The following is a 25,038-nucleotide window of genomic DNA, read 5'->3' as shown; positions in this document are numbered from 1 at the left end:
TTGCACTTTGAATGTCTCCCGCTAAGCGATCAGATTATCTATTTCCTGTGCAGTAAGACGTTTCAAGGCCTCCAAGGATTTAGTCAGCTCGTCATGGGCGTTGGCGACCTGCCCCGACTTGCGCTCCACCACCTGGCTGAAGTCGGCCAGCGTGGCCTGCTCGAACAGCTCGTTGAGACTCAGGTCGACGCCCAGTTGTTCGCGCACCCGGCCGATCACCTGGACGATCAGCAGCGAATGCCCGCCGAGGTCGAAGAAGTTGTCCTGCAGGCCCACCCGCTCGACCTGCAGCACCTCGGCCCAGATCGCCGCCAGCTTGCGCTCCAGCTCCGTGACCGGTGCCACGTGGGCTGCCTGCAGCTGGCTGGCATCCGGCAGCGGCAGGGCCTTGCGGTCGAGCTTGCCGTTGGGGGTCTGCGGCATGCGTGCCAGGCCGACCAGATGGCTCGGCACCATGTAGTCCGGCAGGCCGGCCTTTAGGTGCGCACGCAGCTCGCCGCGCAGCGCTTCCACGCTTTGCTGCGCATCGTGCAGCACCAGGTAGGCGGCCAACTGCTTGCCAGCCGGGCCATCGATATCTATCACCGCGGCCTCGCGGATCGCCGGATGCAACAGCAGGCGCTCCTCGATTTCGCCCAGTTCGATACGGAAGCCACGGATCTTCACTTGGTGGTCCAGACGCCCGACGTACTCGATCACCCCGTCCTCGCGATAGCGGGTCAGGTCGCCGGTGCGATACAGGCGCGCGCCCGGCTCGCTGGCGAACGGGTCCGGGACAAAACGCTCGGCGGTCAGGCCCGGGCGGTTGTGGTAACCCCGCGCCAGGCCGTCGCCGCCGATCAGCAACTCGCCACGCGCGCCTTGCGGCAGCACGTCGAGCTCGTCGCTGACCACGTGCAGGCGGGTGTTGGCCAACGGCCGCCCCAGCCACACGTCGTCGCTGTCGGTCAGGTAATGGCAGGCCGACCAGATGGTGGTCTCGGTCGGGCCATAGACGTTCCACACATGCCCGGCCTGGGCGATCAGGCGCTGGGCCAGCTCGGCGCTCAGCGCCTCGCCGCCGCACAGTACCTTCTTGCCGGCGAAGGCTCCAGGCGCCGCGGCGTCCAGCAGCATGCGCCAGGTCGACGGGGTGGCCTGGACGACGCTGACCGCCTGGACCTGGATCACCGCCAGCAACGCCTGCGGGTCTTTGTTCACCTGTTCGCCCAGCAGCACCACGCAGGCACCGCGCAGCAGCGGCAGGTACAGCTCGAGGCCCGCGATATCGAACGACAGCGAGGTCAGCGACAGCACCTTGTCGCGAGCATCGATACCCGGCTGGCGCGCCATGCTGCAGAGGAAGTTGACCAGCGCGTCGTGGCGGATGGTCACGCCCTTGGGCTTGCCGGTGGAGCCGGAGGTGTAGATCACATAGGCAAGGTTTTCCGGGTGTGCCAGCGGGCGCGGATTGTCCTGGCTGTACTCGCCCGGCAGCGCCTGGTCGAGGCACAGGCTGCGCACCTGCGGCGGGATCGGCAGGCGTTGCACCAGGCTGGACTGAGTCAGCAGCAGCGCGATGCCGCTGTCCTCCATCATGTAGGCCAGGCGGTCCTCGGGGAACTGCGGATCCAGCGGCACGTAGGCGCCGCCGGCCTTGAGCACCGCCAGCAGGCCGACGAGCATGTCCAGGCTGCGCTCCACCGCGATCCCCACCAGCACATCGGGGCCGACGCCCAGGCTGCGCAGGTGGTGGGCCAGGGCGTTGGCGCGCTGGTTCAGTTGCGCGTAGCTCAGCGACTGCTCGCCCAGGACTGCGGCGACGGCCTGCGGCGTGCGGGCAGCCTGTGCCTCGATCAGCTGCTGGACGGTCTGCCCGCGCGGGTAGTCGGCGGCGCTGTCGTTCCAGGCGTACAGGGTGCGCTCGCGCTCCTCGCGGCTCAGCAACGGCAGTTCGGCGACGCGCTGCCCGGCGTCCTGGCAGATGCCCTGCAACAGGTTGCGCCAGTGCTCGGCCATGCGCGCCACGGTCGCCGGCTCGAACAGGCTGGTGGCGTAGGTCAGGGTCGCGCTCAGGCCGCCTTCGTGTTCGGCGGTGTCCAGGGTCAGGTCGAACTGTGCGGTCTGCTTGTCCGATACCAGACCCTGCAGGCTGAGGCCTGCGAGTACGCGGGATTCACCCAGCACCTGGGTCTGGTGGTTGAACATCACCTGGAACAGCGGGCTGTGGCTCAGGCTGCGCTCGGGCTGCAGGGCTTCGACCAGTTGCTCGAAGGGCAGCTCCTGGTGCGCCTGGGCGCCCAGGGCGGTGTGCTTGACCTGTTGCAGCAGCTCGTCGAAACGAATCTGCGGTTCGAAGCGCGCATCCAGCACCTGGGTGTTGACGAAGAAGCCGATCAGGCCTTCGGTCTCGGCCCGGGTGCGGTTGGCCACCGGCACGCCGACGCGGATGTCCGACTGGCCGCTGTGGCGATGCAGCAAAGCCTGGAACGAAGCCAGCAGGAGCATGAACAGGGTCACGTCATGCTGCCCGGCCAGCGTCTTGAGCTGGGCAACCAGGCTTGGCTCGAGATCCACCGGCAGGCGCGCACCCTCATACTGCTGCACCACGGGGCGCGGGCGATCGGTGGCCAGCTCGAGGATCGGCTGGGTGCTGCCCAGGCGCGCCTGCCAGTAGTCGAGCTGACGCTGTTGCTCACCGGCTTCCATCCACTGGCGCTGCCAGGCCGCGTAGTCGGCGTACTGGAAGGCCAGCGCCGGCAGTTGCGGGGCCTGGCCTTGCAGATGGCTTTCATAGCCGCGCACCAGTTCGTCGACCAGGATCGGCATCGACCAGCCGTCGGCAACGATATGGTGGAGGACCAGCACCAGCACATGCTCGTCGGCGGCCAGGCGCAGCAGGCGGGCGCGCAGCAGCGGGCCGTGTTCCAGGTCGAACGGCTGGCATACCTGCTTCTCGACCCAGGCCTGCACGCCGGCTTCGTCCAGAACGGCCGTGGTAATGTCCAGCGGCGTTTCCAGCCGCGCATGCACCACCTGCTCGGCACTGTCGCCCTGCTGGCGGAAGGTAGTGCGCAGGGTTTCGTGACGGGCGATCAGCGCGGCGAAGCTGCTGCGCAGTGCCTCGATATCCAGCTCGCCTTGCAGGCGCAGGGCCGAAGGGATGTTGTAGGCAGCGCTGGCCGGTTCCAGCTGCCAGAGGAACCACTGGCGTTGCTGGGCGTAGGACAAGGCCAACGGCTGGTTGCGGTCAACGACGCTGAACGCCGGTGCCTGGCTGGCCGCACCTTGGCCGGTGGTCTGGGCGAAGGCTTGCAGGTCGGCGGATTCGAACAGGCTGCGCAGCGGGACTTCCACATTCAGGCGCTGGCGGATCCGCGAGGTCACCTGGGTGGCCAGCAACGAGTGGCCGCCGAGTTCGAAGAAGTTGTCGTGCAGGCCCACTTGCTCGACCTTGAGCACCTCCGCCCAGATCGCCGCCAGTTGCTGCTCCAGCGCCGTGCGCGGGGCCACGTAGCCCTGTTGCAGCTGGCTGGCGTCCGGCTTCGGCAACGCCTTGCGGTCCAGCTTGCCGTTGGCGGTCAGTGGCCACTGGTCCAAGACCAGGAAGTGCGTCGGCACCATGTAGTCCGGCAGGTCGGCTTTCAGGTGCTGTTTCAGCGTGTCACGCAGGGTTGCATGGTCGGCTGATGAATCTTGAGCAATCAGGTAGGCGGCCAGTTGCTTGCCACCTGCCCCGTCGATATCCAGCACCAGCACTTCGCGCACCGCCGCATGTTCTTGCAGGCGCGCTTCGATCTCGCCCAGTTCGATACGGAAGCCACGGATCTTCACCTGGTGGTCGATCCGGCCCACGTACTCGATCACGCCCTGTTCGCGGTAACGCGCCAGGTCGCCGGTGCGGTACAGGCGCCCGCCTTCGCTGGAGAACGGGTCCGGCACGAAGCGTTCGGCGGTCAGCGAGGCACGGTTGTGGTAACCCCTTGCCAAGCCGGCATGGCCGACATGCAGCTCGCCCGTGCAGCCCTTGGCCACCGGATTGAAATCGGCGTCCAGCACGTACATCGACAGGTCCGGGATCGCCGCACCGATCGGGCTGCCCGCCTGTTGCGTGTCGGCGAAGCGGATCGGCCGGTAGGTCACGTGGACCGTGGTCTCGGTGATGCCGTACATGTTGATCAGGTTGTCGCAATCCTCGCCGAAGCGCTCGAACCACGGTTGCAACGCGGCCACATCCAGGGCTTCGCCGCCGAAGATCACGTAGCGCAGCGAAAGGTCGGATGCACTGTCACAGGCCACGCGCATCAGCGGCTTGAACGCCGATGGGGTCTGGTTCAGCACGGTCACGCCCTGCTCCACCAGCAACTGGTGGAAGTCCTCCGGCGAACGGGTCACTTCACGCGGAACGATGACAAGACGGCCACCGTGCAGCAACGCACCGAAAATCTCCCACACCGAGAAGTCGAAGGCGTACGAGTGGAACAGTGTCCACACATCCTGCGGGCCGAAGCCGAACCAGGCATCGGTGGCCTTGAACAGGCGCAGCAGGTTGTGGTGCGGCAGCAGCGTGCCTTTTGGCTTGCCGGTCGAGCCCGAGGTGTAGATCACATAGGCCAGGTTGTCTGGCTGGGTCAGGTGCTCGGGGTTTTCGTCGCTATAGTCGGTCAAATCATCTTCGAGAGACAGGCTGCGCACGTGCGCCGGCACCGGCAGCCCGGCCAGCAGATGGCCTTGAGTCAGCAGCAACTGAATGCCGCTGTCCTCCATCATGTAGCTCAGGCGATCCTGAGGGTACTCCGGATCCAGCGGCACATAGGCGCCCCCGGCCTTGAGGATCGCCAGCAGACCGACGATCATCTCGAAACCACGCTCCACCGCGATGCCCACCAGCACATCCGGCCCCACGCCCTGCGCGCGCAGCTTGTGCGCCAGGCGGTTGGCACGGCGGTTGAGCTGGTCATAGCTCAACGCCTGCCCGGCGAAAGTCACGGCGATCGCTTCAGGCGTGCGCGCCGCCTGCGCTTCGATCAGCTCCTGGGTGCAAGCCGTACTTGGATAGCTGGCAACCACCTGCTGGTCTTCCACCGGCAGGCTGAGCGCACCCAGGGCACGCTGACCATCAGCCGCCAACTGCGCGAGCAGGTGCCGGAAGTGCCCCGCCAGCTGGTAGATGGCCAGCTCGCTGAAGCACTGGAGATCGAAACTGAAGCTCGCCTCCAGGCGCTCGCCCACCTGCACCACCAGGGTCAGCGGGTAGTTCGTCTGTTCCTGGTTCTGCACCTCGCCGAACTGCAGGCCTTGCGGCGCGCCCTGTTGCAGCGCCTCGGCGACCGGGTAGTTCTCGAATACCAGAATGTTGTCGAACAGCGCCTCGCCACTCCAGCCGGCCCAGCGCTGGATCTCGTACAACGGCGTGTGCTCGTGCTCGCGCAGGGCCAGGTTCAGCGCCTGCACCTGCTGCACCCAGTCGCCCACGGTCTGTTCCGGGCGTGGGCTGGCGACCACCGGCAAGGTGTTGATGAACAGCCCCAGCTGCTCCTCGACGCCCGCGAGCTCCGCCGGACGGCCGGCCACGGTGGCGCCGAAGGCCACGCTGGCCTGGCCGGTGTAGCGTTGCAACAGCAACAGCCACGCGGCCTGGACCAGGGTGTTGAGGGTGACCCGCTGTTCCCGGGCGAAGTCCGCCAATTGCTGGGTCTGTTGCGGTTCGAAGCGCAGCGCCAGGCTGCCATGGCCTCGCCCCTGGGCCGAGGACTTGAACGCCTGTACCAGTCGCGTTGGCTCGTCCAGCTCGGCCACCTGGGCGCGCCAGAAGGTTTCGCTGGCCTGCTGGTCCTGGCCTTGCAGCCACTGGATATAGTCGCGGTAGCGGCTGGTCCTGGCGCTCGGGGCGACGCCGCTGTAACGCTGCAGCACCTCGCCGAGCAGGCGCGAGCTGCTCCAGCCGTCCATCAGGATATGGTGGCTGGTGTAGATCAGGTGATGGCCGCCGTCAGCCGTGCGGATCAGTGTCAGGCGCAGCAGCGGGCCGCTGGCCAGGTCGAAGCCGGCCTGGCGCTCGGCCTGGGCCACGGCGTCCAGGTCCTGGGCCTGGCCGAGTTCGACGAACGGCACCTGCACCTGGCGCCGCACCACCTGCACAGGCAACGGCAGGTCCTGCGGGAAGCAGCTGCGCAGCACTTCGTGATTGTCCACCACCGCCTGCCAGGCCGCGCGGAAGCGTGCCACATCCAGCCCCTGCACGTTCACGCGCAGTTGGTTGATGTAGTTGCCCGCGTCCTGCTCGTAGAGGCTATGGAACAGCATGCCCTGCTGCATCGGCGACAGCGGATAGAGGTCTTCGATGTCCCCCGCAGCCAGCGGCAAGCTGTCCAGTTGCGCCTGGGTCAGCTCGGCCAGTGGGAAGTCCGATGGCGTGACGCCCTGGTGCGGCGCCTGGGCGCAATGCTCAACCAGCTCGGCCAGCACCTGCTCGTAGCGGCGCGCCAGGGCCTCGATGGTCCCTGGATGGAACACCTCGCGGCTGAAGCTCCAGTCCAGCTCCAGCTCGCCCTGGTAGACCTGGCCGTTGATGCCGAGCCAGTTGCCCAGCGGGCTGTCCAGGTCCTGGGTGGCGCCGCTGGCCTCGCTGGCCGGAGTGAACAAGGCGCCCTCGGCCTGGGCGAAGCTGCCGTCGAACTGGCCGAGGTAGTTGAAGGTCACCCGTGGCCGTGGCAGCGCCTGCAGGCGCTCGCGCAGGTCAGGCTCGCCGAGATAGCGCAGCACGCCATAGCCGATGCCTTTGTTCGGCACCGCTCGCAGTTGTTCCTTGATTGCGCACAGCCCCGCGCCAAGCCCTTGGGCCGGCGTCAGGCGTACCGGGAACAGGCTGCTGAACCAGCCGAGGGTGCGGCTGAGGTCCAGTTCCGGGAACAGGTCTTCACGGCCGTGGCCTTCGAGCTGGACCAGTACCGAATCCTCTCGGGTCCAGTCGCACAGCACCCGCGCCAGGGCCGCCAGCAGCAGGTCGTTGACCTGGGTGCGGTAGGCGGCGGGCGCCACTTGCAGTAGTTTGCGGGTCAGCGTGGCGTCCAGGCGTGACGAGGCATGGGCGACATAACGATTGGTCTGGGCGCCCGTCGGGTTATCGCGGGGCAACTCGCCGCCAGCGGCTTCAAAATCGCGCAGCCAGTGGTCGGCCTCGGCCAGCAGCTCCGGGCTGCGGGCATAGGCGCCAAGGCGCTCGGCCCAGGCCTTGAGCGAGCTGCTCTTGGCTGCCAGTGTCACCGCCTTGCCGGCGGCCAGGGCCGTGTAGGCCAGTTGCAGGTCTTCCAGCAGTACCCGCCAGGACACGCCGTCGACCACCAGGTGGTGGATCACCAGCAGCAAGCGCTGCTGGCCTTCAGGCAGTTCTACCAGCAACGCCCGCAGCAGCGGCCCCTGGGCCAGGTCGAGGCTGCGCTGGGCCTGCTCGGCCAACGCCGGCAGCTCGGCCAGGTCAGTCAGTTGACGAACCCAGAGGATATCGTCGGCCTTGGTGGGCTGGAACTCGGCCTGCCAGGCCTCGCCCTGGGTGAAGCGCAGGCGCAATGCGTCGTGCTGAGCGACCAGCGCCTGCAATGCGCCTTGCAGATGGTCAGCACCAAGGGCCTGGGTCGGCTTGAGCAGCAGGGCCTGGTTCCAGTATTGACGCTCGGGGATAGCGGTTTCGAAGAAGCGCGCCTGGATCGGCAGCAATGGCATGGAACCACTGACCTGCTCGGCCGCCACGGCCTTTTTCTCGATGCGCTTGGCCACCGCCGCCAGCTGGCCGATGGTCTGCTTCTCGAACAGCTGCTTGGGGCTGAGCTTGATGCCCTGGCGCTTGGCCCGGGCGATGATCTGCAGGCTGAGAATCGAGTCGCCGCCCAGCTCGAAGAAGTTGTCGGTGCTGCCGACCTGGTCGAGCTTGAGCACCTCGGCCCAGATGGCCGCCAAGGCCTCTTCGATCTCGCCGACCGGCGCCGTGTACTGGCGCCTGGCGACGCCCGGTGCCGGCAAGGCACGCTTGTCCAGCTTGCCGTTGGCGGTCAGCGGCAGGCGGTCCAGGACCAAGATCTGCGCCGGCACCATGTAGTCCGGCAGCCGATCCTGCAGTTGCTGGCGCAAGGCTTCACCCTGCAGCCCCTGGCCCACGCACCAGCCGACCAGTTGCAGGCGGCTTTCGTCGCCTTCCACCGGCTGCGCCAGGACCACCGCTTCGGCGACCCCGTCCAGCCCCCGCAGCACCCGCGCCACCTCGGCCGGCTCGACGCGATAACCGCGCACCTTGACCTGGTCGTCGGCGCGGCCGATGAATTCCACTTGGCCCGAACGATTGCGCCGCACCCGATCGCCGCTGCGGTACAGGCGCTGGCCCGACCGCGTCGGGTCCGGCAGGAAGCGTTCGGCGGTCAGGCCCGGTTGGCCCAGGTAACCCTGGGCCACGCTGGCGCCACCGATGTACAGCTCACCGGCGACCTGGTCGGCCACCGGATTGAGCACATCGTCGAGCAACAGCACATGGGCGCCCCGCAAGGGCTCGCCCACCGGCACGGCGCGGGCGCCCTCGGCGAGCGCGGCCACTTCATGGGTCAGCACGCCGACCGTGGTCTCGCTCGGGCCATAGTGGTTGATCAGGCGGCAGCCCGGCTTGAGCCGGCGTACCTGCTCCACCAGGGCTGGCGTGCAGGCCTCGCCACCGACGATCAGCGCATGCCGGGGCAGCACATCGACGGGGTTGCCGGCTTGCAGCAACGCCGCCAGGTGGCCGGGGACGATCTTCAGCACGCCGACCTGGTGTTCGGCCATGTAGCGGGCGAAGGCGTCCGGGTCGAAGCCCAGCGCCTCGGGCAGTACATGCAGCAGGCGCCCGGCACACAGGGCACCGAACAGCACGGTGTGGCCGAGGTCGGCGGCGATGGTCGAGACCAGCGCCATGCTCGCCCCCGGCGCAAGCGCCAGGCGTTCGAGCAGGCCGGCGACGTAGCTGGCCAGGGCGCCATGGCTGACCAGCACGCCCTTGGGCTGGCCGGTGGAGCCGGAGGTGTGGATCACGTAGGCCGGCGATTCGGCCCACAACGTGAGCGCCGGCGCCTTGGCCGGCAGGTCCTGCCATTGTTCGGGGACATACGCCAAGGTCAGGCGATCGGCGGCGGCCAGGCTGGTCAGTCGTGCATCGTCGGCGGCGCACAGCAGCACCTTGGCTTGCGCGGCGTCGAGCATCTGCCGCAGGCGCGTTTCAGGCGCCTTGGTGTCCAGCGGCATGTACACGGCGCCAGCCTTGAGGATACCGAGCATGCAGGTCAGCCAGTCCAGCGAACGCTCCATCAGCACCGCAACCGGTTGGCCGCTGACCACACCCTGCTGTTGCAGGTGATGGGCCAGGCGGTTGGCGGCCTGGTCCAGAGCGGCGAAACTCAGGCTGTGCTCCAGGCTGCAAGCGGCAAGCGCCTCGGGCTGCCGGTACACCTGCTGCTGCCACTGTTCCAGCACCAGCGCCGGCACTTCACGCTGCGGCGCCTGCTCGCTGCGCAGCGGCGCGGCCAGGCGGTGCAGCGGCAGTTGCGGAGCGTCGAGCAGCTGGCCCAGCAGCTCGATGAAGGCCGGAATGAAGGCTTCGACGGTCGAACGCTGGTAAAGGTCGCTGGCGAAGGTCATTTCGCCATGGATCAGCTGACCGTCGTCGGTGATGTCCAACGCCAGGTCGAAGTGGGTGCCGACCTTGTCCAGCGAGTACTCGGCGACACTCAGGCCCGGCAAGGCCAGCGAGCGCTGGCGCTGCATGCCGACGTTCTGGTTGAACTTGACCTGGAACAGCGGGTTGTGGCCGAGGTTGCGCTCCGGCACCAGCGCGTCCACCAGTTGCTCGAACGGCAGCTCCTGGTGCGCCTGGGCGCCGAGCACCGCTTCGCGCACCTGGGCCAGCAGGTCATCGAAGCTCAGGCGTTCGTCCACCTGGCAGCGCAGCACCTGGGTGTTGACGAAGAAGCCGATCAGCCCCTCGACCTCGGCACGGCCGCGGTTAGCGTTGGGCACGCCGATGCGGATATCGCGCTGCCCGGCCTGGCGCGACAGGAACAGCGAGAAACCGGTCAGCACCAGCATGAACAGGGTCATGCCCTGGGCGCGGGCGTAGCCGCCCAGGCGTCGGGACAGCTCGACGCCGAAGTCGAAGCCCAGGGTCTGGCCGTCGAAGCTCTGGGCCAGTGGACGCGGGTAGTCCGCGGCGACCTCCAGCAGCGGTTGCTCATCGCCCAACTGCTCGCGCCAGTAGTCGAGCTGGCGCGCGCCCTCGCCGGCCTCCAGCCAGCTGCGCTGCCAGATGGCGTAGTCGGCGTACTGCACCGCCAACGCCGGCAACTGCGGCGCCTGGCCCTGGGTGAACGCCTGGTAGCTGTGCACGAACTCCTTGACCATCACGTCCATCGACCAGCCGTCGGAGACGATGTGGTGCATGCACACCAGCAGCACATAGTCCTCGGCCGCCAGCCGGTACAGGGTGGCGCGCAGCAGCGGGCCGTGCAGCAGGTCGAACGGCTGGTGACTGGCCTCGCGCACCCGCGTGGCCAGCTCGGCCTCACGCTGGTCAGTGGCGATGGCGGTGAGGTCGACCTGTTCCAGGGGCACGGCCAGATGATCGAGGATCACCTGGCGCGGCTGTTCGCCCTCGACCTGGAACACCGTGCGCAGCGCCTCGTGGCGCGTGGCCAGGAAGTCGAATGAGCGCTGCAGCGCCGCCACGTCGAGCCGACCGTTCAGGCGCAGGCCAGCCGCCATGTTGTACGCCGCGCTGTGCGGCTCCAGCTGCCAGAGGAACAGCAGGCGCTGCTGGGCGAAGGACAAGGGGATGCTGGCGAAGTCGTGCCGCGACTCGACCACCGGCAACAGGCTGAAGTCCTTGCCGTCCTCACGCAGCTTGGCGAGGAACTGCCGGCGCTGCTCCAGGGGCAGGCTGACGAACCGTTTCGCAATGCGTACCGCCATGTTGCCACTCATGCCTCAACCCCTTCCAAGGAACCCAGGAACGCGTCCATATCCGACCAGTCGTCATCCGTATCGCCGCCCTGCAGCCGGGCCAGCTCGGCGGCCAGGTCACCCAGCGCCGGTTGTTCAAACAGGCTGCGCAATGGCAGCACCAGGCCCAGCTGGTCCTTGATCCGCGCCAGCACCTGGGCAGCCAGCAACGAGTGCCCGCCGAGTTCGAAGAAGTGATCGTCCAGGCCGACCTTCGGCACGTTCAGCACGTCCATCCAGATCTGCGCCAGTTGTTGCTCGACCGCGCTCTGCGGCGCCCGGTACTCGGCCTGCAACGCACTCGGGTCCGGTGCTGGCAGGGCCTTGCGGTCGAGCTTGCCGCTGGGCGTGAGGGGCAGGCGCGGCAACAGCAGCAGGTGGCCGGGCACCATGTACTCGGGCAGGCGGGCCTTGAGCAGGCTGCGCACCTGCTGGCGTAAGCGCGCCTGCTCGGCGGCGTCCTGCTCGGCGGCGTCAGGCACGATGTAGGCCACCAGTTGCAGGCCGCCGGTCATCGGCAGGGCCAGCACCACCGCTTCGCGAACCCCCGGGCACTGTTGCAGGCGCGCCTCGATCTCGCCAAGCTCGATGCGGAAACCGCGTACCTTGACCTGGTGATCGACGCGGCCGATGTATTCGATGGCGCCATCGGCGCCCAGGCGCGCGCGGTCGCCGGTGCGGTACAGGCGCTCGCCCTGGGCGAACGGATCGGCGACGAAGCGCTGGGCAGTCAGTGATGGCTGGCCGTGGTAGCCACGGGCCAGGCCCGGGCCGCCGATGTAGAGCTCGCCCACCGCGCCCTGGGGCAGCAGTTCGAGGTCATCGTCGAGGATGTACAGGCGACGCTGCGCCAGGCCCTGGCCAATGGGGATGCCACGCCAGGACACTGCCTCATGGCCAAGCCCGGTGCAGTCGTGAATGGTCGAGACCACCGTGGCCTCGGTCGGGCCATAGGTGTTGAGCAGGCGCACATGGCCGAGCCCTGCCAGTTGCCACAGGCGCAGCCCGTCCACCGCCATCGCCTCGCCGCCGACGTGGATCTGGCGCAGCGCGCCATAGCTGGCCGGCGGACGCGCGGCGAAGTCCTGCACCAGCCAGTACCAGTAGGCGGCCGGCAGGTCGGCGAGGGTCACACCGTGCTCGATCAGCACTTCGTGCAGGGCGGCGCTGTCCCACAGGCGGGTATCGCGCAGCACCACGCAGGCGCCATGGCACAGCGGCGGGAAGAACTGCTCGACGAAACCATCGAAGCTGCTGGTGGCGAACTGCAGCACCCGGTCGCCTTCGCGCAGGTCGCTGTAGTCGATGGCGCGGGCAATGAACTCGCTCAGGGCGCCGTGGCTGATCGCCACGCCCTTGGGCCGGCCGGTAGAGCCGGAGGTGTAGATCACATAGGCGAGGTTGTCGGGCACGACGGTCAGCGGCAGGTCAGCGACCGGCTCGTCTTCCAGTTTCAGCTGGTCCAGGCACAGGCAGCGCACTGCCTCCCGCGCCGGCAGGCCGGGCAACTGCGCGGAAGTGGTCAACAGCCACTGCAGGCCACTGTCCTCAAGCACATGGCCGAGGCGCTCGGTCGGTGCCTGGAGGTCCAGCGGCACATAAGCGCCACCGGCCTTGAGCACTGCCAGCAGGGCCACGGCCAGGTCCAGCGAACGATCCAGGGCCACGCCCACCAGGCTGTCGGGGCCAACGCCCTGGCGACGCAGGTAATGGGCCAGGCGATTGCTCCGGGCGTTGAGCTCGGCATAGCGCATCGACGGCGCCTCGGCGCCATTGGCCAGGATCAGCGCCAGCGCCTCGCCGCTGCGCGCGGCCTGGGTTTCGAACAGGCGCTGCACCGGCTCCCACGGCGCCACATCGGCCACCGGGCACAGCAACGCCTGGCGTTCGGCCTCGGCCAGCATCGGCAGCTCGCCCAGGCGCTGGCGCGGATCGTTGCACACCGCGCGCAGCAGGTTGCGCCAGTGCCCGGCCAGGGCACTGATGGTGGTTTCATCGAAGATATCGGTGGCATAGGTGAAGGCGGCAAACACCTGCTCGCCCTCCTCCCGGGTATCGAGCATCAGGTCACTGGTGGCCGCATGCTGGCGGCGGCTGCCGGCCAGTTGCTCGGCGCTCAGGTAGCCCACGCGCAGGCCGCAGTCCAGGCGCACATCCTTGAGGTCGGTGACCAGCGGCTGGTGGTTGAACATCACCTGGAACAGCGGCGTGTGGCTCTGGCTGCGCTGGGGTTGCAAGGCTTCGATCAGCGCGTCGAACGGCAGGTCCTGATGCGCCTGGGCGCCGACCGAGGCCTGGTGCAGGCTGCGCAGCAGGTCGCTGAACGGCGTCTGCGCGCTGAACTGGCTGCGCAGCACCTGGGTGTTGACGAAGAAACCGACCAGCCCCTCGGTTTCGCTGCGGTTGCGGTTGGCGATCAGGCCGCCGACGCGGATGTCGGCCTGCCCGCTGTAGCGGTGCAGCAGGGTCTTGAACACCGCCAGCAGCACGGTGGACAGGGTCACGCCGTACTGCTGGGCCAGTTGCTTGAGATCTTCGCGCAGGCCAGCGTCGAGCACCAGTTCCAGGCGCTCGCCCAGGTGGCTGGGCTGGGCCGGATAAGGCCGGTCGGTCGGCAGCTCCAGCAACGGGTGCTCGTCGCCCAGTTGCTCGCGCCAGTAGTCCAGCTGGCGCTCGCGCTCACCGGCCTCCAGCCAGCTGCGCTGCCACAGCGCGTAGTCGCGGTAGTGCACCTTGATTTCCGCCAGCGCAGGCTCGCGCCCCGCCACCAGGGCGTCGTAGCTGCGCATGAATTCGTCGATCAGGACGTTCATCGACCAGCCGTCGGCGATGATGTGATGCAGGGTCAGCAGCAGCACATGCTCCTGGGGCGCCAGGCGCAGCAGGGCGATGCCGAACAGCGGGCCGCGCTCGAGGTCGAAGGCCTGGGTGGCCTGGGCCGCCATCTGCTGGTGGGCGCGCTCCCAGCGCGTGGCTTCGGGCAGATCAGCCAGGTCGAACAGCTGGATGCCTACCGGCGTTGGCTCGGCCACCCGCTGCACGGCGCACTCGCCGTCCTGGGCGAAGGTGGTGCGCAGGCATTCGTGGCGGCCGACCAGCAAGGTGAAGGCCCGCTCCAGCGCCTGGACCTGCAGCTCGCCTTCCAGGCGCACGGCCATCGGCAGGTTGTAGGCGGCACTGTAGGGTTCCAGCTGCCAGAGGAACCACATGCGCAGCTGGGCGTAGGACAGGCCGTCGCGCTCGCTCAGGCCGACACAGGACGACATGGGCAACTGCGCGAAATCGATACCCTCGCGTCGCATCCCTTCGAGGAACAAGCGACGCTTGTCCAGGGGCAACTCGATGAAACGGCGGGAAAGTTTCTGGGCGTCTGCGGCATTCATGTGTGGGGTCCTTGCTGATCGGCGGCGCGACCGGAAGGTCCGGGCGCATCAACAAGAACGAATGGAAGGGGGGATGATTTAGCGGGTATCGAGCCTGAAAAGCCTGGGGCTGCGCGGCAGCCCCGGCGTCGACAGGTCAGGCCTGGTCCAGCGAGTGCCCCTCGGCCATCGCCACGATCACCTTGCGCGGGCCCTCGAACGGCGCGCGGGCATGGGCGGCGAGCATGTTGTCGAGCATCATCACGTCGCCTTCCTGCCAGAGGAAGCTGATCTTGCAGTCCTCGAGCACCGCACGGATCTCGTCGAGCACGTCATCCTCGATGGGCGAACCGTCACCGTAGTAGACGTTACGCGGCAGGTCTTCCTCGTCGACGATATCCAGCAGGCTTTCCCGCACCTCGGGCGGCAGGTTGGAAATATGGAACAGGTGCGCCTGGTTGAACCAGACCTTGTCGCCGGTAACCGGATGCTCGGCCACAGCCTGACATACCTGGCGGGTGCGCAGCTCACCGTCGTCCTTCCATTCACAGGTGATGCCGTGGGCCTTGCAGTAGGCTTCGACCTCCTGCGGATCCTCGGTATTGAACACATCCTCCCACGACACATCCAGGCCATTGCCGAAGTTGCGCACGTACATCAGGCCCTTGCTGACGAAGCGCTCGCGAATGTGCGCCGGCACCTTGCGGTAAACCTCGCGACTGTCGGCAATCGGCGTCTGGCCACCGGACTTCGCCGCGATCATGCTGTAGAACCAGATCTTCATCGGCCAGTCGCGGGAGTAGGCCTGCTCGTTGTGCAGCGGAATGTGCTGGTGCGCCGGATACTCGGTGGAGGTGTAGACCCCCTGGGTGACGTTGGTGCGCGGCGTGGAGCCGAACTCGTAGTTGAGCAGCGGATGGCCGAAACTGGCGGCGAACTGACGGAACTGTTCAGCGCCCTCCAGGCGGAAACCGCGGAACAGGATGCCGCCATCGTGCAACAGGTGCTCGTCCACCAGCGCCTTGAGCTCATCGAACACGTCCAGCAGGCTGGTGTCGTCGTCACCGGCCTCCACCAGCAATGGCAAACGTCCCTGCTCCGGCAATAGCGGACGCACTGTAAATCCCACAGCAACACCCATGACGGGCCTCCTGTACACACCTAAGGAAAAGGGAGCGACGGCCCAGGGGCACGCTCGCATCCGGTGATAGGGGGACGTTTCGGGAAGCAGGCAAATTAGTCCCGGCGCAGGAACCTGCAGCAACAGACAGGGCAACCTGGAAACACTTGCTTGCAATTGACCCATCAGGTTTTGCCCTGCTCATGCGTCTCTTTCTGATACGGCCGGGCAATCCGCCCCTGAATTCGCCATTGACACTGCGTACCCCATGTCGAAAAAGTCACGCTCGAAAATCTGGTTCCTCGTGCACAGCTGGCTGGCGCTGCCCATCTGGTTCTTCGTGCTCATCGTCTGCGTCACCGGCACCCTGGCGGTGATCAGCAAGGAGATCGTCTGGCTGGCCAATCCGGAAACCCGCGCCAATCCGCCTTCGGATGACGCCCGGCGGTTGTCCTATGACGAGTTGCTGGTGGCCATGCAGCGCGACGAGCCCGGCATCGCCGTGGCCAGCCTGATGACCCTGAGCGAGTCGCACTTCGCCATGCTGTCGGATGTCACCTACCCTGACGGCCGCACGCTGAGGGTCTACGTCAACCCCTACACCGGGCACATCCAGGGCGTTCCCCCGCAGTTCAACTTCGAGGAATTCACCCGCGCCCTGCACGGCTGGTGGCTGGTGCCGCACACCAATGGCTACAGCTGGGGCTGGTACCTGGTGTCACTGCTCGGACTGCCGATGCTCGCTTCGCTGGTCACCGGCCTGGTGATCTATAAACGCTTCTGGAAAGGTTTCTTCAAGCCGACCCTGCGCTTCAACCAGGGCGCGCGAATCTTCTGGGGCGATTTCCACCGCCTGAGCGGCATCTGGTCGATCTGGTTCATCGCGGTGATTTCCATCACCGGCACCTGGTTCCTGGTCAAGGCCCTGCTCGCCGACAACCATATCGCCATCTCCAGCCAACCCATCGTGCCGGTGGTGGCAAGGGAGACGGTGCCGCTAACCGCCGACGGCAGCCCGACGCCGATGATCAGCCCGGACGAGGCCGTCAGGATCACCCAGCGCGAAATTCCGGGTTTCACCGTCGACTACGTCGGCTTCCCCAGCAACGCCTATGCCCATCTGAGCATCGGCGGCATGAGCTGGTATCCACTGGTGTACCAGAAAGCTGAGATCAACCCCTATACCGGCAAGATGGAAGCCAGCCGCCTGCTGGGCGATCGCAAGGCGGTTGAAATCGTCACCGAGTCCATGCGCCCATTGCACACCGGCGAGTTCGCCGGCCTGACCACCAAGCTGATCTGGTTCTTCTTCGGCCTGCTGCTGAGCATGATGGTGCTCAGCGGCCTGCTGATCTGGAGCAAACGTACCGCCCTGGCCACCGCCAACGCGCTCAAGCGCAGCCAAAAGCAGGCGCGCACGGCCAAGCAGCCGGTTGCAACGGAGGTTACGTCCAGTTCTTGAAACATTTTCTTTCATTTGCTTTGGCAGCTTTCTGATTCTCATTCGTCCTTACTTATGCAGCCCTCCAGGTTGAGCACAGACTCGACCGTATTTTTTTATGCAGAAGACCGACCGATGGCCCGACAATCGAGAAAGAAATCCAATTCCAAGCTGTGGTTTCTGGTGCACAGCTGGCTTGCCCTGCCGATCTGGTTCTTCGTCCTGATCGTCTGCTTCACCGGCATGCTCGCGGTGGTCAGCCAGGAAATCGTCTGGCTGGCCAATGCCGACGTGCGCGCCAGCAAGCCCGACGACGACAGCCAGCGCCTTAGCTACCAGCAGGTGCTCGACGCCATGCACAAGGCCGAACCGGACCTGGCGGTGCGTTTCTTCAACCAGCCGGACGGTTCGCACTTCGCCCTGCAGGCCTCGGTGACCCGCGCCGACGGCACCAACGCGCTGCTCTACGTCAACCCGTACAGCGGGGCCATCCAGGGCCAGCGCCCGGACTTCGACTTCGAGGCCTTCACCCGCGCCCTGCACGGCTGGTGGCTGGTGCCCTTCACCAACGGCTACAGCTGGGGCTGGTACCTGGTGTCGCTGCTCGGGCTGCCGATGCTCGCCTCGCTGGTCACCGGGCTGGTGGTGTACAAGAAGTTCTGGCGCGGCTTCTTCAAGCCCGTGCGCACCGGCCATGGCCGGCGGATCTTCTGGGGCGACCTGCACCGCCTGGCCGGCGTGTGGTCGATCTGGTTCATCGCGGTGATCTCCATCACCGGCACCTGGTTCCTGATCCAGGCGATCCTCGGCGACAACCACGTGACCATTTCCAGCGAGCCCGTCACCCCGGTGATCGCCCGCCAGCAGGTCCCGCAAACCCCCGACGGCAGCCCGGCGCCACGCATCGACCTTGACGAGGCGGCGCGCATCGCCACCCAGGCGGTCCCGGGCCTGGACGTCAGTTTCATCTCGCTGCCCGCCACCGCCTACAGCCACTACAGCATGGGCGGCCGTGGCTGGTACCCGCTGATGTTCCAGACCGCCGAGGTCAACCCCTACACGCGCAACGTCGACGCCCAGTTCCTGCTCGGCGACCGCTCGGCCCTGGAGTTCGTCACCGAATCCATGCGTCCGCTGCACACCGGTGACTTCGGTGGCCTGGCGATCAAGCTGATCTGGTTCTTCTTCGGCCTGGTGCTGACCCTGATGGTGTTCAGCGGCCTGCTGATCTGGACCAAACGAACCACCCAGGCCACCCGCGCCGCCCTCAAGCGCGGCGAACGCCCGGCGCGCCCAATCACCCTGGAGGCCCACTCTTGAGCCAGACCGACACCCTGCCGCCGAGCGGCCTGAAGCAGCTGTGGCTGAAATGGCGCTTTCACCTGAACATCCTGCTGATCCTCGTGCCGCTGGGCTTCATGCCCAAGTACTTCGCCGACGCCAGCCTGTTCCGCGGCGACAGCGGCCTGGGCGCCAACATCATCCAGGACGTCCAGGTCGGGCGCTGGACCCTGGACCTGGCCGAGCTGCGCGACGAAGCCCCGCGTGCCGAAGGGCCGGCCGGTTACTTCAAGGCCTTCAACGCCGCCTGCGGCAACTGCAACGACGGCGCCAAGGCCATCTACCTGCGGGTGGGCAAGCCGCGCAGCCTGCGCGCCGCCGGCACGATCTTCTTCGGTGCGCCGGCGCGCATGGGCACCTCGCTGCCGATCCCGCCACGCACCCGTTCCGACGCCGACATCTGGATCACCATCGAAGGCTGGGACGGCAAGATGTACCAGGCCTCGGTTCCGCTGGCCAAGGCATCCCCCGCCACCGCGGCCTGGCTTGAAAAACAAGGAGGCAACAAATGAAACAGCTGATGCGCAGGCTGGCCCTGCCCCTCTTGGCCCTGGCCGCCACCCCGGCGCTGGCGCACAACCCCATGTGTGAGTGCACCGAGCACGGCGAACAGATCACCTGCAAGGGCGGTTTCTCCGACGGCAGCGGCGCACCGGGGGTGACCCTGGACGTGATCGGCTACGACGAACAGGTGCTGGTGGCGAGCAAGCTCGGCGACGACTCGACCCTGACCTTCAAGCGCCCCGACGGCGAGTTCTATGTGCTGTTCGACGCCGGCCCCGGCCACGTGGTGGAAGTCGACCACGCCGACATCGGTGCGCCATGAGCCGCGCCCAGGTGGTGCGCCCGGCCGGCGCCGGGCACGAGACCCTCTACGTGCTGCTGGCCGCCGTGCTGATCGTGGTGCTGGCCGCAAGCGTGGTGGCCGTGCGCGGCGAGCGCGAGGATGAACAGGCCATCGCCGCCCACCAGCTCGACGCCCGCCGCGACCTCAATGCCGCCGAACAGGGCATCCACACCGACCTGTGGGTGGCCGTCGAGGAGATCCGCGCACTGCGCGAGGACAATGGCGTCGCCCCGGACGCCCAGGCCCTGGCCGCCGAGGGTCTGCCACCCTTCGTCAGCGACGCAAGCAGCCAGAGCCGCGGCAGCCACCAGTGGTCGTTGCTGGCCAACGGTGCCTACCTGGGACGCAGCCAGGACGCCCAGGTGGCCGGCAGCTTCCTGGTGATCCTGCCTGCCGCCGGCGATGCCCAGCCTGATGTCTGGCTGCGCCGCGACAGCACCGCCCTGCCCCCGGACGCGCTGGACAGCGATGCACTGATCGCCGCCGGCTGGCAGCAGATCGTCACCCACTACGACGCCGGGGTCACCCGCCAACACCGTCACTAAGGACCTGCCCATGCTCCGCTTCGCCCGCCGCACCCTGGCGCTGCTCCTGGCCTGCGCCCTGCCCGCCCTGGCCCTCGCCGACAACGGCAAGCCCCTGCGCATCGGCATCACCCTGCACCCCTACTACAGCTACGTGAGCAATATTGTCGGCGACAAGGCCGAAGTGGTGCCGCTGATCCCGGCCGGTTTCAACCCGCATGCCTACGAGCCGCGCGCCGAGGACATCAAGCGCATCGGCAGTCTCGACGTGATCGTGCTCAACGGCGTCGGCCACGACGACTTCGCCGACCGCATGATCGCCGCCAGCGAAAAGCCCGACATCAGGACCATCGAGTCCAACGCCAACGTGCCGCTGCTGGCAGCCACCGGCATCGCCGCCCGCGGCGCCGGCAAGGTGGTCAACCCGCACACCTTCCTGTCGATCAGCGCCACCATCGCCCAGGTCAACAACATCGCCCGCGAATTGGGCAAGCTCGACCCCGACAACGCCAAGTTCTATACGCAGAATGCCCGTGCCTACGCCAAGCGCCTGCGTGGCTTGCGTGCCGAGGCCCTGGCCAAGGTCACCCAGGCGCCGGACGCGACCTTCCGCGTGGCCACCATCCACGCCGCCTACGACTACCTGGTGCGTGACTTCGGCCTGGAGGTCACCGCCGTGGTGGAGCCTGCCCACGGCATCGAGCCGAGCCCGGCGCAGTTGAAGAAGACCATCGACCAGCTCAAGGCGCTGGACGTGAAGGTGATCTTCTCGGAGATGGACTTCCCCTCGGCCTATGTCGACACCATCCACCGCGAGTCCGGCGTGCGCATCTACCCGCTCACCCACATTTCCTACGGCGACTACACCAAGGAAAAATACGAGGTCGAGATGAAGCGCAACCTCAATACCGTGGTCCAGGCCATCCAGGAAAACCGCACATGACCGCCGCCGCCAACCTCACCAGCGCCTGCGGGCCGCGCATCGAGTTCGACGGCATCGACCTCACCCTCGGCCGCACGCGCATCCTCGAAAATGTGCGTTTCAGTGTCGCCCCAGGCAGCGTGCACGCCATTGTCGGCCCCAACGGCGGCGGCAAGAGCTCGCTGATCAAGACCTTGCTCGGGCAGATGCCGCACCAGGGCCAGTTGACCCTGCACTGGCCCGGCGAGCGCGAGGTGATCGGCTACGTGCCCCAGGCCCTGGAGTTCGACCGCGGCCTGCCGATGACCGTGGACGACTTCATGGCCGCCATGTGCCAGCGCCGCCCGGCGTTCCTTGGCCTGTCGCGGCGTGAGCGCCCGCAAATCGACGCGGCGCTGCAACGGGTGGGCATGCTCGACAAGCGCAAGCGGCGCATGGGCGCCCTCTCCGGCGGCGAGCGCCAGCGCGTGCTGCTGGCCCAAGGGCTGATCCCCGAGCCGCAGCTGCTGGTGCTGGACGAGCCGATGTCGGCCCTCGACGAGGCCGGTATCCAGGTGTTCGAGCAACTGCTGCACGGCTGGCGCCAGGCCGGCACCACCGTGCTGTGGATCGAGCACGACCTCGAAGCGGTGCTGCGCATGGCCGACCGCGTCACCGGGCTGAGCCGTCAGGTGCTGTTCGACGCCCCGCCGGCCCAGGCCTTGACTCCCGAGCGCCTGCTCGGGCTGTTCTCCGTTCACCCGCGCAGCGAGAGCCTTGCCTGATGAGTTTCGAAACCTTGCGCCAGCTGGTCCAGGACTGGGCCACGGCTGGCTATCTGCCGGAGGCACTGGCCTACGGCTTCGTGGTCAACGCCCTGCTGGCGGGCCTGATGATCGGCCCGGTCCTCGGCGGCCTGGGCACCCTGGTGGTGGTCAAGCGCTTTGCCTTCTTCTCCGAGGCGGTCGGCCACGCGGCGCTCACCGGAGTTGCCATCGGCATCCTGCTCGGCGAGCCCTACACCGGCCCGTACGGCAGCCTGTTCGGCTACTGCCTGCTGTTCGGCATCCTGCTCAACTTCCTGCGCAACCGCACCGGCCTGTCGCCGGACACCCTGATCGGCGTGTTCCTCTCGGTGTCGCTGGCCCTGGGCGCGAGCCTGTTGCTGATGCTGGCCGGCAAGATCAACGTGCACATCCTCGAAAACGTGCTGTTCGGCTCGGTGCTCACCGTCAGCGCCCACGACCTGCTGGTGCTGGGCATCGTCGCGGTGCTGGTGCTGGCCCTGGCCCTGCCGTTGTACAACCGCATCATGCTGGCCAGTTTCAACCCGCAGCTGGCGGCGGTGCGCGGGGTGGCGGTGAAGACCCTCGACTACCTTTTCGTGGTGCTGGTGACCCTGGTCACCGTGGCCTCGGTCAAGGTGATCGGCGCGATCCTGGTCGGCGCCCTGCTGGTGATCCCGGCGGCGGCGGCGCGGCTGGTCAGCCAGTCGCTCAAGGGCTTCTTCTTCGTCTCGGTGATCATCGCCACCCTCAGCACGTTGCTCGGCATCCTGCTGCCGATCGTCTTCGACCTGCCGGTGCCCTCGGGCGCGGCGATCATCCTGGTCGCCGGGATCTGCTTCGCCCTCTGCGCCCTGGCCCGCGCCCTCGTCCCACGCCTGCAAGGAAACCCGGCATGACCCTGAAGAGACTCACTCTGGCCCTGGCCCTGAGCGGCATGCCGCTGCTGGCGGGCGCCACCGAAGTACTGACCACCCTGCCGGTGACCCACAGCCTGGCCAGCGCCTTGCTCGACGGCACCTCGGTGCAGCTCAAGCGCGCCGCCCCGGCCAACCTGCCGGCCAGCCGCCAACCTTCGTATTTCAGCGGCCGTGGCGGCGCCAGCCTGCACAAGGTGGCGCAACAGGCCGACGCGGTGATCGGCGTGCGCTCGATCTGGCGCGACGACCCGCTCTACCCCATGGCCCGGCGCAGCAACATCCGCATCGTCGAGATCGACGCCGCGCGCCCGGTGGACGGCGCCCTGCCCGGTATCGCGGTCAAGGGCGACGAAGCCTTCGCCGCCTACCCCTGGCTCAACCCGACCAACCTGGGGCGCATGGCCGACGTGGTGGCCAATGACCTGGAGCGCCTCTCGCCAGCGGACAAAGCGAAGATCCAGGCCAACCTGGCCAACATCAAGCGGCAGATGCTGGAGCTGACCGCCAACAGCCAGACGCGCCTGGCCGAGGTCGACAACCTGACCGTGGTCAGCCTGTCCGAACGCCTGGGCTACCTGGCCAGCGGGCTGAACCTGGACGTGGTCGAGCAGGCGCTGCCAGCCGACGACAAGTGGGATGAAGCGGCGCTCAAGGCGCTTGGAGACAACCTCAAGGCGCAGGACGTGGCGCTGGTGCTGCACCATCGCCAGCCGGATGCCAAGGTAGCCGAAGTGATCGCCGCCACCGGGGCCAAGCTGCTGGTGGTAGAGAGCGATGCGGACGATACCGTAGCCGGGCTCAAGGCCAGTGTCGAGCAGGTGGTCAAGGCGCTCGGTCAGGGCTGATCGACATGGGGGCGGGATTGCACCCGCGATTGCAATGCCGGCCCTGTCGCGGGGCAAGCCCTCTCCCACGCTGCGACCGCTTCAGCGCTTCATGCAACGCTGATAACGCTCATCCACCCTGCCGGCAAACCACGCCGTGGTCAGCTTGCGAGTGATCTTCGGACTTTTCAGCTCGATCCCAGGCAGCACCGCCCTTGGCAAGGGCTTGCCGGCCTTGGCTTCGGCCAGGGCGAAGACCTTGCGGTAGAGCTCGGTCTCCTCCAGCGCCAGGTCATTCTCTTTCTCCAACTGCGCCCTGATCTGCGGATTACGCAACCCCAGCTTCGCCCCCAGCTTGCGCGCCGCCTGCTCGGTGGTGCCGGGCATGATCGCACCAGGGGCAATCAGGTCGCCGTCGAGCGCCAGCGGCACCCCGCTGGCTCGGCTTAGCGCCGCCTGGAACGCCGCGTTGCGGCTGGCGTACCAACCGGCGTTGAAGTCAGCGAAGCGGTAAAGATGGCGTTGGTAATGGGTGGGATAACCCAACAGGTGGGTGATGCCGAAGTACATCCCGCCACGGCGGCTGAACACCTCCTGGCGAATGCTGCCCGGGTGGTCGTAGGGATAGCCCTTGGCGTGCTGTTCGGCAAAATCCACGCTGACCTGCATCGGCCCGCCGGTGCGCACCGGATTAAGCCCGCCCAGCAGCGAACGCCCCAGCGGCAGGCCACCGATCACCTCGTCGTACAGGGCGCTCAGTTGCTTTTCACTGCGTACGGCGAGCAGGCGTTGCTGGTAGGTCTTGCCGTTGGCCGAAGGCGTGCTCAGGGCGCCATCGACCAGCAGCCGAGGCACATGCAGCCGAGCCGCCCGGCGGTCGATCTCCTCCCGGGCAATGCGCCCCAGGTTTGGCACTTGAGGGTCGGCGTTGAAGGTGGACTCCTGCTCGGTCACTGCCAGCACGGCGCACAGGTTGCTCTTGCTCGGGCTGATGCCCTGGGCCTGGAACGCCACCTGGATATCCTCGGCCCAACCCTGACGGTCCTTGACCTGGGCCGGCAGCAGGCGCATGAGCTGGGCGCGGACCTTGGCCGGATCGGCCTCCGGTGCCTCTTCGCGGCGCCCGGCGCAGCCCTGCAGCAGACCGAGCGCCAGCAGCCCGAAGGCCCACAGACGCCCGTTCAGGGTTGCTCCCCCACCAGGTAGGTCTTGCTGATCTGGCGGAACAGCGGATGGCTGGAGCTGCCCAGCAATTCGAACAGCACCATCTCGCGGGTGACCACCTGCGCCCCGGCATCGCGCATGCGCGCCAGGCCCGCCGCCTTGCTGGCCGGAGTGCGGCTGTCGCAGGCATCCTCGACCACGAACACCTGCTTGCCCAGGGCCAGCAGGCCGAGCACGGTCTGCAGCACGCAGACATGGGTCTCCATGCCACAGACGATCACCTGCTCGCGCGCCAGCAGGCTGGGCGGCAGGCATTCGGCGGCGACACAGGAGAAGTGCATTTTCTCGACGACCTCAGCGGCTGGCGCCGCGGCCTTGAGGGCGGCCAGGGTGTGGCCCAGGCCCTTGGGGTATTGCTCGGAGATCACGGTGGGCAGTTCGAGTTCGGCGGTTGCCGCCAGCAGCCAGCGGGCGCGGGCCGCAGTGCCCTCGGGGTCGCTCATGGCACCGATGAGCTTTTCCTGGATATCGACGACCAACAGCGTGGCCTTGCGAGGATCGATCAGCATTGTCAGCCTCATGCCTGGAAAAGGGCTAGCCTTACCCAGGCGCGGGATTACGTCAATCAAAGCAGCACCTGGGCAAGTTGCCGTTGCCGTTGCCGTTGCCGTTGCCGTTGCCGTTGCCGTTGCCGATCAGGAGTCTAGCGCCCTACCCAGCTAGCGACAGCTGCGTCAGCCCAGGCGCCGCCCGTAACTTCGCGACTTCAGGAGGCCGAACGGAGGTCTTGCGGAGGGAGGTGACGGGCATGGATGCC

14 protein-coding genes are annotated in these 25,038 nt (G+C 67.2%); 9 read left to right on the top strand and 5 right to left on the bottom strand.

Annotated elements, in window-relative coordinates; translation table 11 throughout:
* Positions 1 to 21: 21 nt before the first annotated feature.
* The 3 genes from OH705_RS17315 to OH705_RS17305 form a co-directional block, all read right to left on the bottom strand.
* Positions 22 to 10,974 carry a non-ribosomal peptide synthetase gene (locus tag OH705_RS17315; protein WP_323873495.1) on the bottom strand — a complete coding sequence of 3,651 codons (10,953 nt, stop codon included), beginning with the start codon at positions 10,972 to 10,974 and terminating at the stop codon, positions 22 to 24.
* The gene (locus OH705_RS17310; RefSeq protein WP_267302615.1) at positions 10,971 to 14,375 is read right to left on the bottom strand and encodes an amino acid adenylation domain-containing protein; all 3,405 of its coding nucleotides are present in this window, start codon (positions 14,373 to 14,375) and stop codon (positions 10,971 to 10,973) included. Before OH705_RS17310 ends, OH705_RS17315 begins: the two co-directional genes overlap by 4 nt.
* 136 nt (positions 14,376 to 14,511) lie before the next feature.
* Positions 14,512 to 15,495: a TauD/TfdA family dioxygenase gene (locus OH705_RS17305; RefSeq protein WP_267302614.1), complete on the bottom strand. Its 984-nt coding sequence runs from the start codon at positions 15,493 to 15,495 to the stop codon at positions 14,512 to 14,514.
* A 247-nt stretch (positions 15,496 to 15,742) separates the two neighbouring features.
* On the opposite strand from OH705_RS17305, the gene OH705_RS17300 reads away from it, so the two are divergent.
* The 9 genes from OH705_RS17300 to OH705_RS17260 all read left to right on the top strand — a co-directional run bounded on the left by OH705_RS17300 (position 15,743) and on the right by OH705_RS17260 (position 23,078).
* Positions 15,743 to 16,936 carry a PepSY-associated TM helix domain-containing protein gene (locus tag OH705_RS17300; protein WP_023630533.1) on the top strand — a complete coding sequence of 398 codons (1,194 nt, stop codon included), beginning with the start codon at positions 15,743 to 15,745 and terminating at the stop codon, positions 16,934 to 16,936.
* Between the two features lie 114 nt (positions 16,937 to 17,050).
* Entirely contained in the window at positions 17,051 to 18,235 is a 1,185-nt protein-coding gene (locus OH705_RS17295) for a PepSY-associated TM helix domain-containing protein (RefSeq protein WP_267302613.1), read from the top strand.
* Entirely contained in the window at positions 18,232 to 18,768 is a 537-nt protein-coding gene (locus tag OH705_RS17290) for a hypothetical protein (protein WP_038706326.1), read from the top strand. The genes OH705_RS17295 and OH705_RS17290 overlap by 4 nt, the downstream gene beginning before the upstream one ends.
* Positions 18,765 to 19,082 (top strand): hypothetical protein, encoded by a 318-nt coding sequence (locus tag OH705_RS17285; protein WP_028692195.1) that lies wholly within the window; start codon positions 18,765 to 18,767, stop codon positions 19,080 to 19,082. Before OH705_RS17290 ends, OH705_RS17285 begins: the two co-directional genes overlap by 4 nt.
* The gene (locus OH705_RS17280; RefSeq protein WP_038706327.1) at positions 19,079 to 19,648 is read left to right on the top strand and encodes a DUF6162 family protein; all 570 of its coding nucleotides are present in this window, start codon (positions 19,079 to 19,081) and stop codon (positions 19,646 to 19,648) included. The genes OH705_RS17285 and OH705_RS17280 overlap by 4 nt, the downstream gene beginning before the upstream one ends.
* A gap of 10 nt (positions 19,649 to 19,658) precedes the next feature.
* Positions 19,659 to 20,570, top strand: coding sequence for a metal ABC transporter substrate-binding protein (locus tag OH705_RS17275; RefSeq protein WP_267302611.1), 912 nt, complete (start codon positions 19,659 to 19,661; stop codon positions 20,568 to 20,570).
* Positions 20,567 to 21,313, top strand: coding sequence for a metal ABC transporter ATP-binding protein (locus tag OH705_RS17270; RefSeq protein ID WP_267302610.1), 747 nt, complete (start codon positions 20,567 to 20,569; stop codon positions 21,311 to 21,313). Before OH705_RS17275 ends, OH705_RS17270 begins: the two co-directional genes overlap by 4 nt.
* Positions 21,313 to 22,212 carry a metal ABC transporter permease gene (locus tag OH705_RS17265; protein WP_023633107.1) on the top strand — a complete coding sequence of 300 codons (900 nt, stop codon included), beginning with the start codon at positions 21,313 to 21,315 and terminating at the stop codon, positions 22,210 to 22,212. The genes OH705_RS17270 and OH705_RS17265 overlap by 1 nt, the downstream gene beginning before the upstream one ends.
* Positions 22,209 to 23,078 carry a metal ABC transporter substrate-binding protein gene (locus OH705_RS17260; RefSeq protein WP_267302609.1) on the top strand — a complete coding sequence of 290 codons (870 nt, stop codon included), beginning with the start codon at positions 22,209 to 22,211 and terminating at the stop codon, positions 23,076 to 23,078. The genes OH705_RS17265 and OH705_RS17260 overlap by 4 nt, the downstream gene beginning before the upstream one ends.
* 81 nt (positions 23,079 to 23,159) lie before the next feature.
* Here the strand turns inward: OH705_RS17260 and OH705_RS17255 are convergent, their stop codons facing one another.
* Complete coding sequence (locus OH705_RS17255; RefSeq protein WP_323873494.1) at positions 23,160 to 24,128, bottom strand: DUF1615 domain-containing protein; 969 nt, start codon at positions 24,126 to 24,128, stop codon at positions 23,160 to 23,162.
* 110 nt (positions 24,129 to 24,238) lie between these two features.
* The gene (locus OH705_RS17250) at positions 24,239 to 24,790 is read right to left on the bottom strand and encodes an isochorismatase family protein (RefSeq protein WP_267302608.1); all 552 of its coding nucleotides are present in this window, start codon (positions 24,788 to 24,790) and stop codon (positions 24,239 to 24,241) included.
* Between the last annotated feature and the right edge of the window lie 248 nt (positions 24,791 to 25,038).

This window comes from Pseudomonas sp. BJa3 (genome assembly GCF_026343815.1).
Lineage (GTDB): Bacteria > Pseudomonadota > Gammaproteobacteria > Pseudomonadales > Pseudomonadaceae > Aquipseudomonas > Aquipseudomonas soli.
Note: the sequence above shows the minus strand (reverse complement) of the source record. Positions and strands in the feature narration are given on the sequence as shown.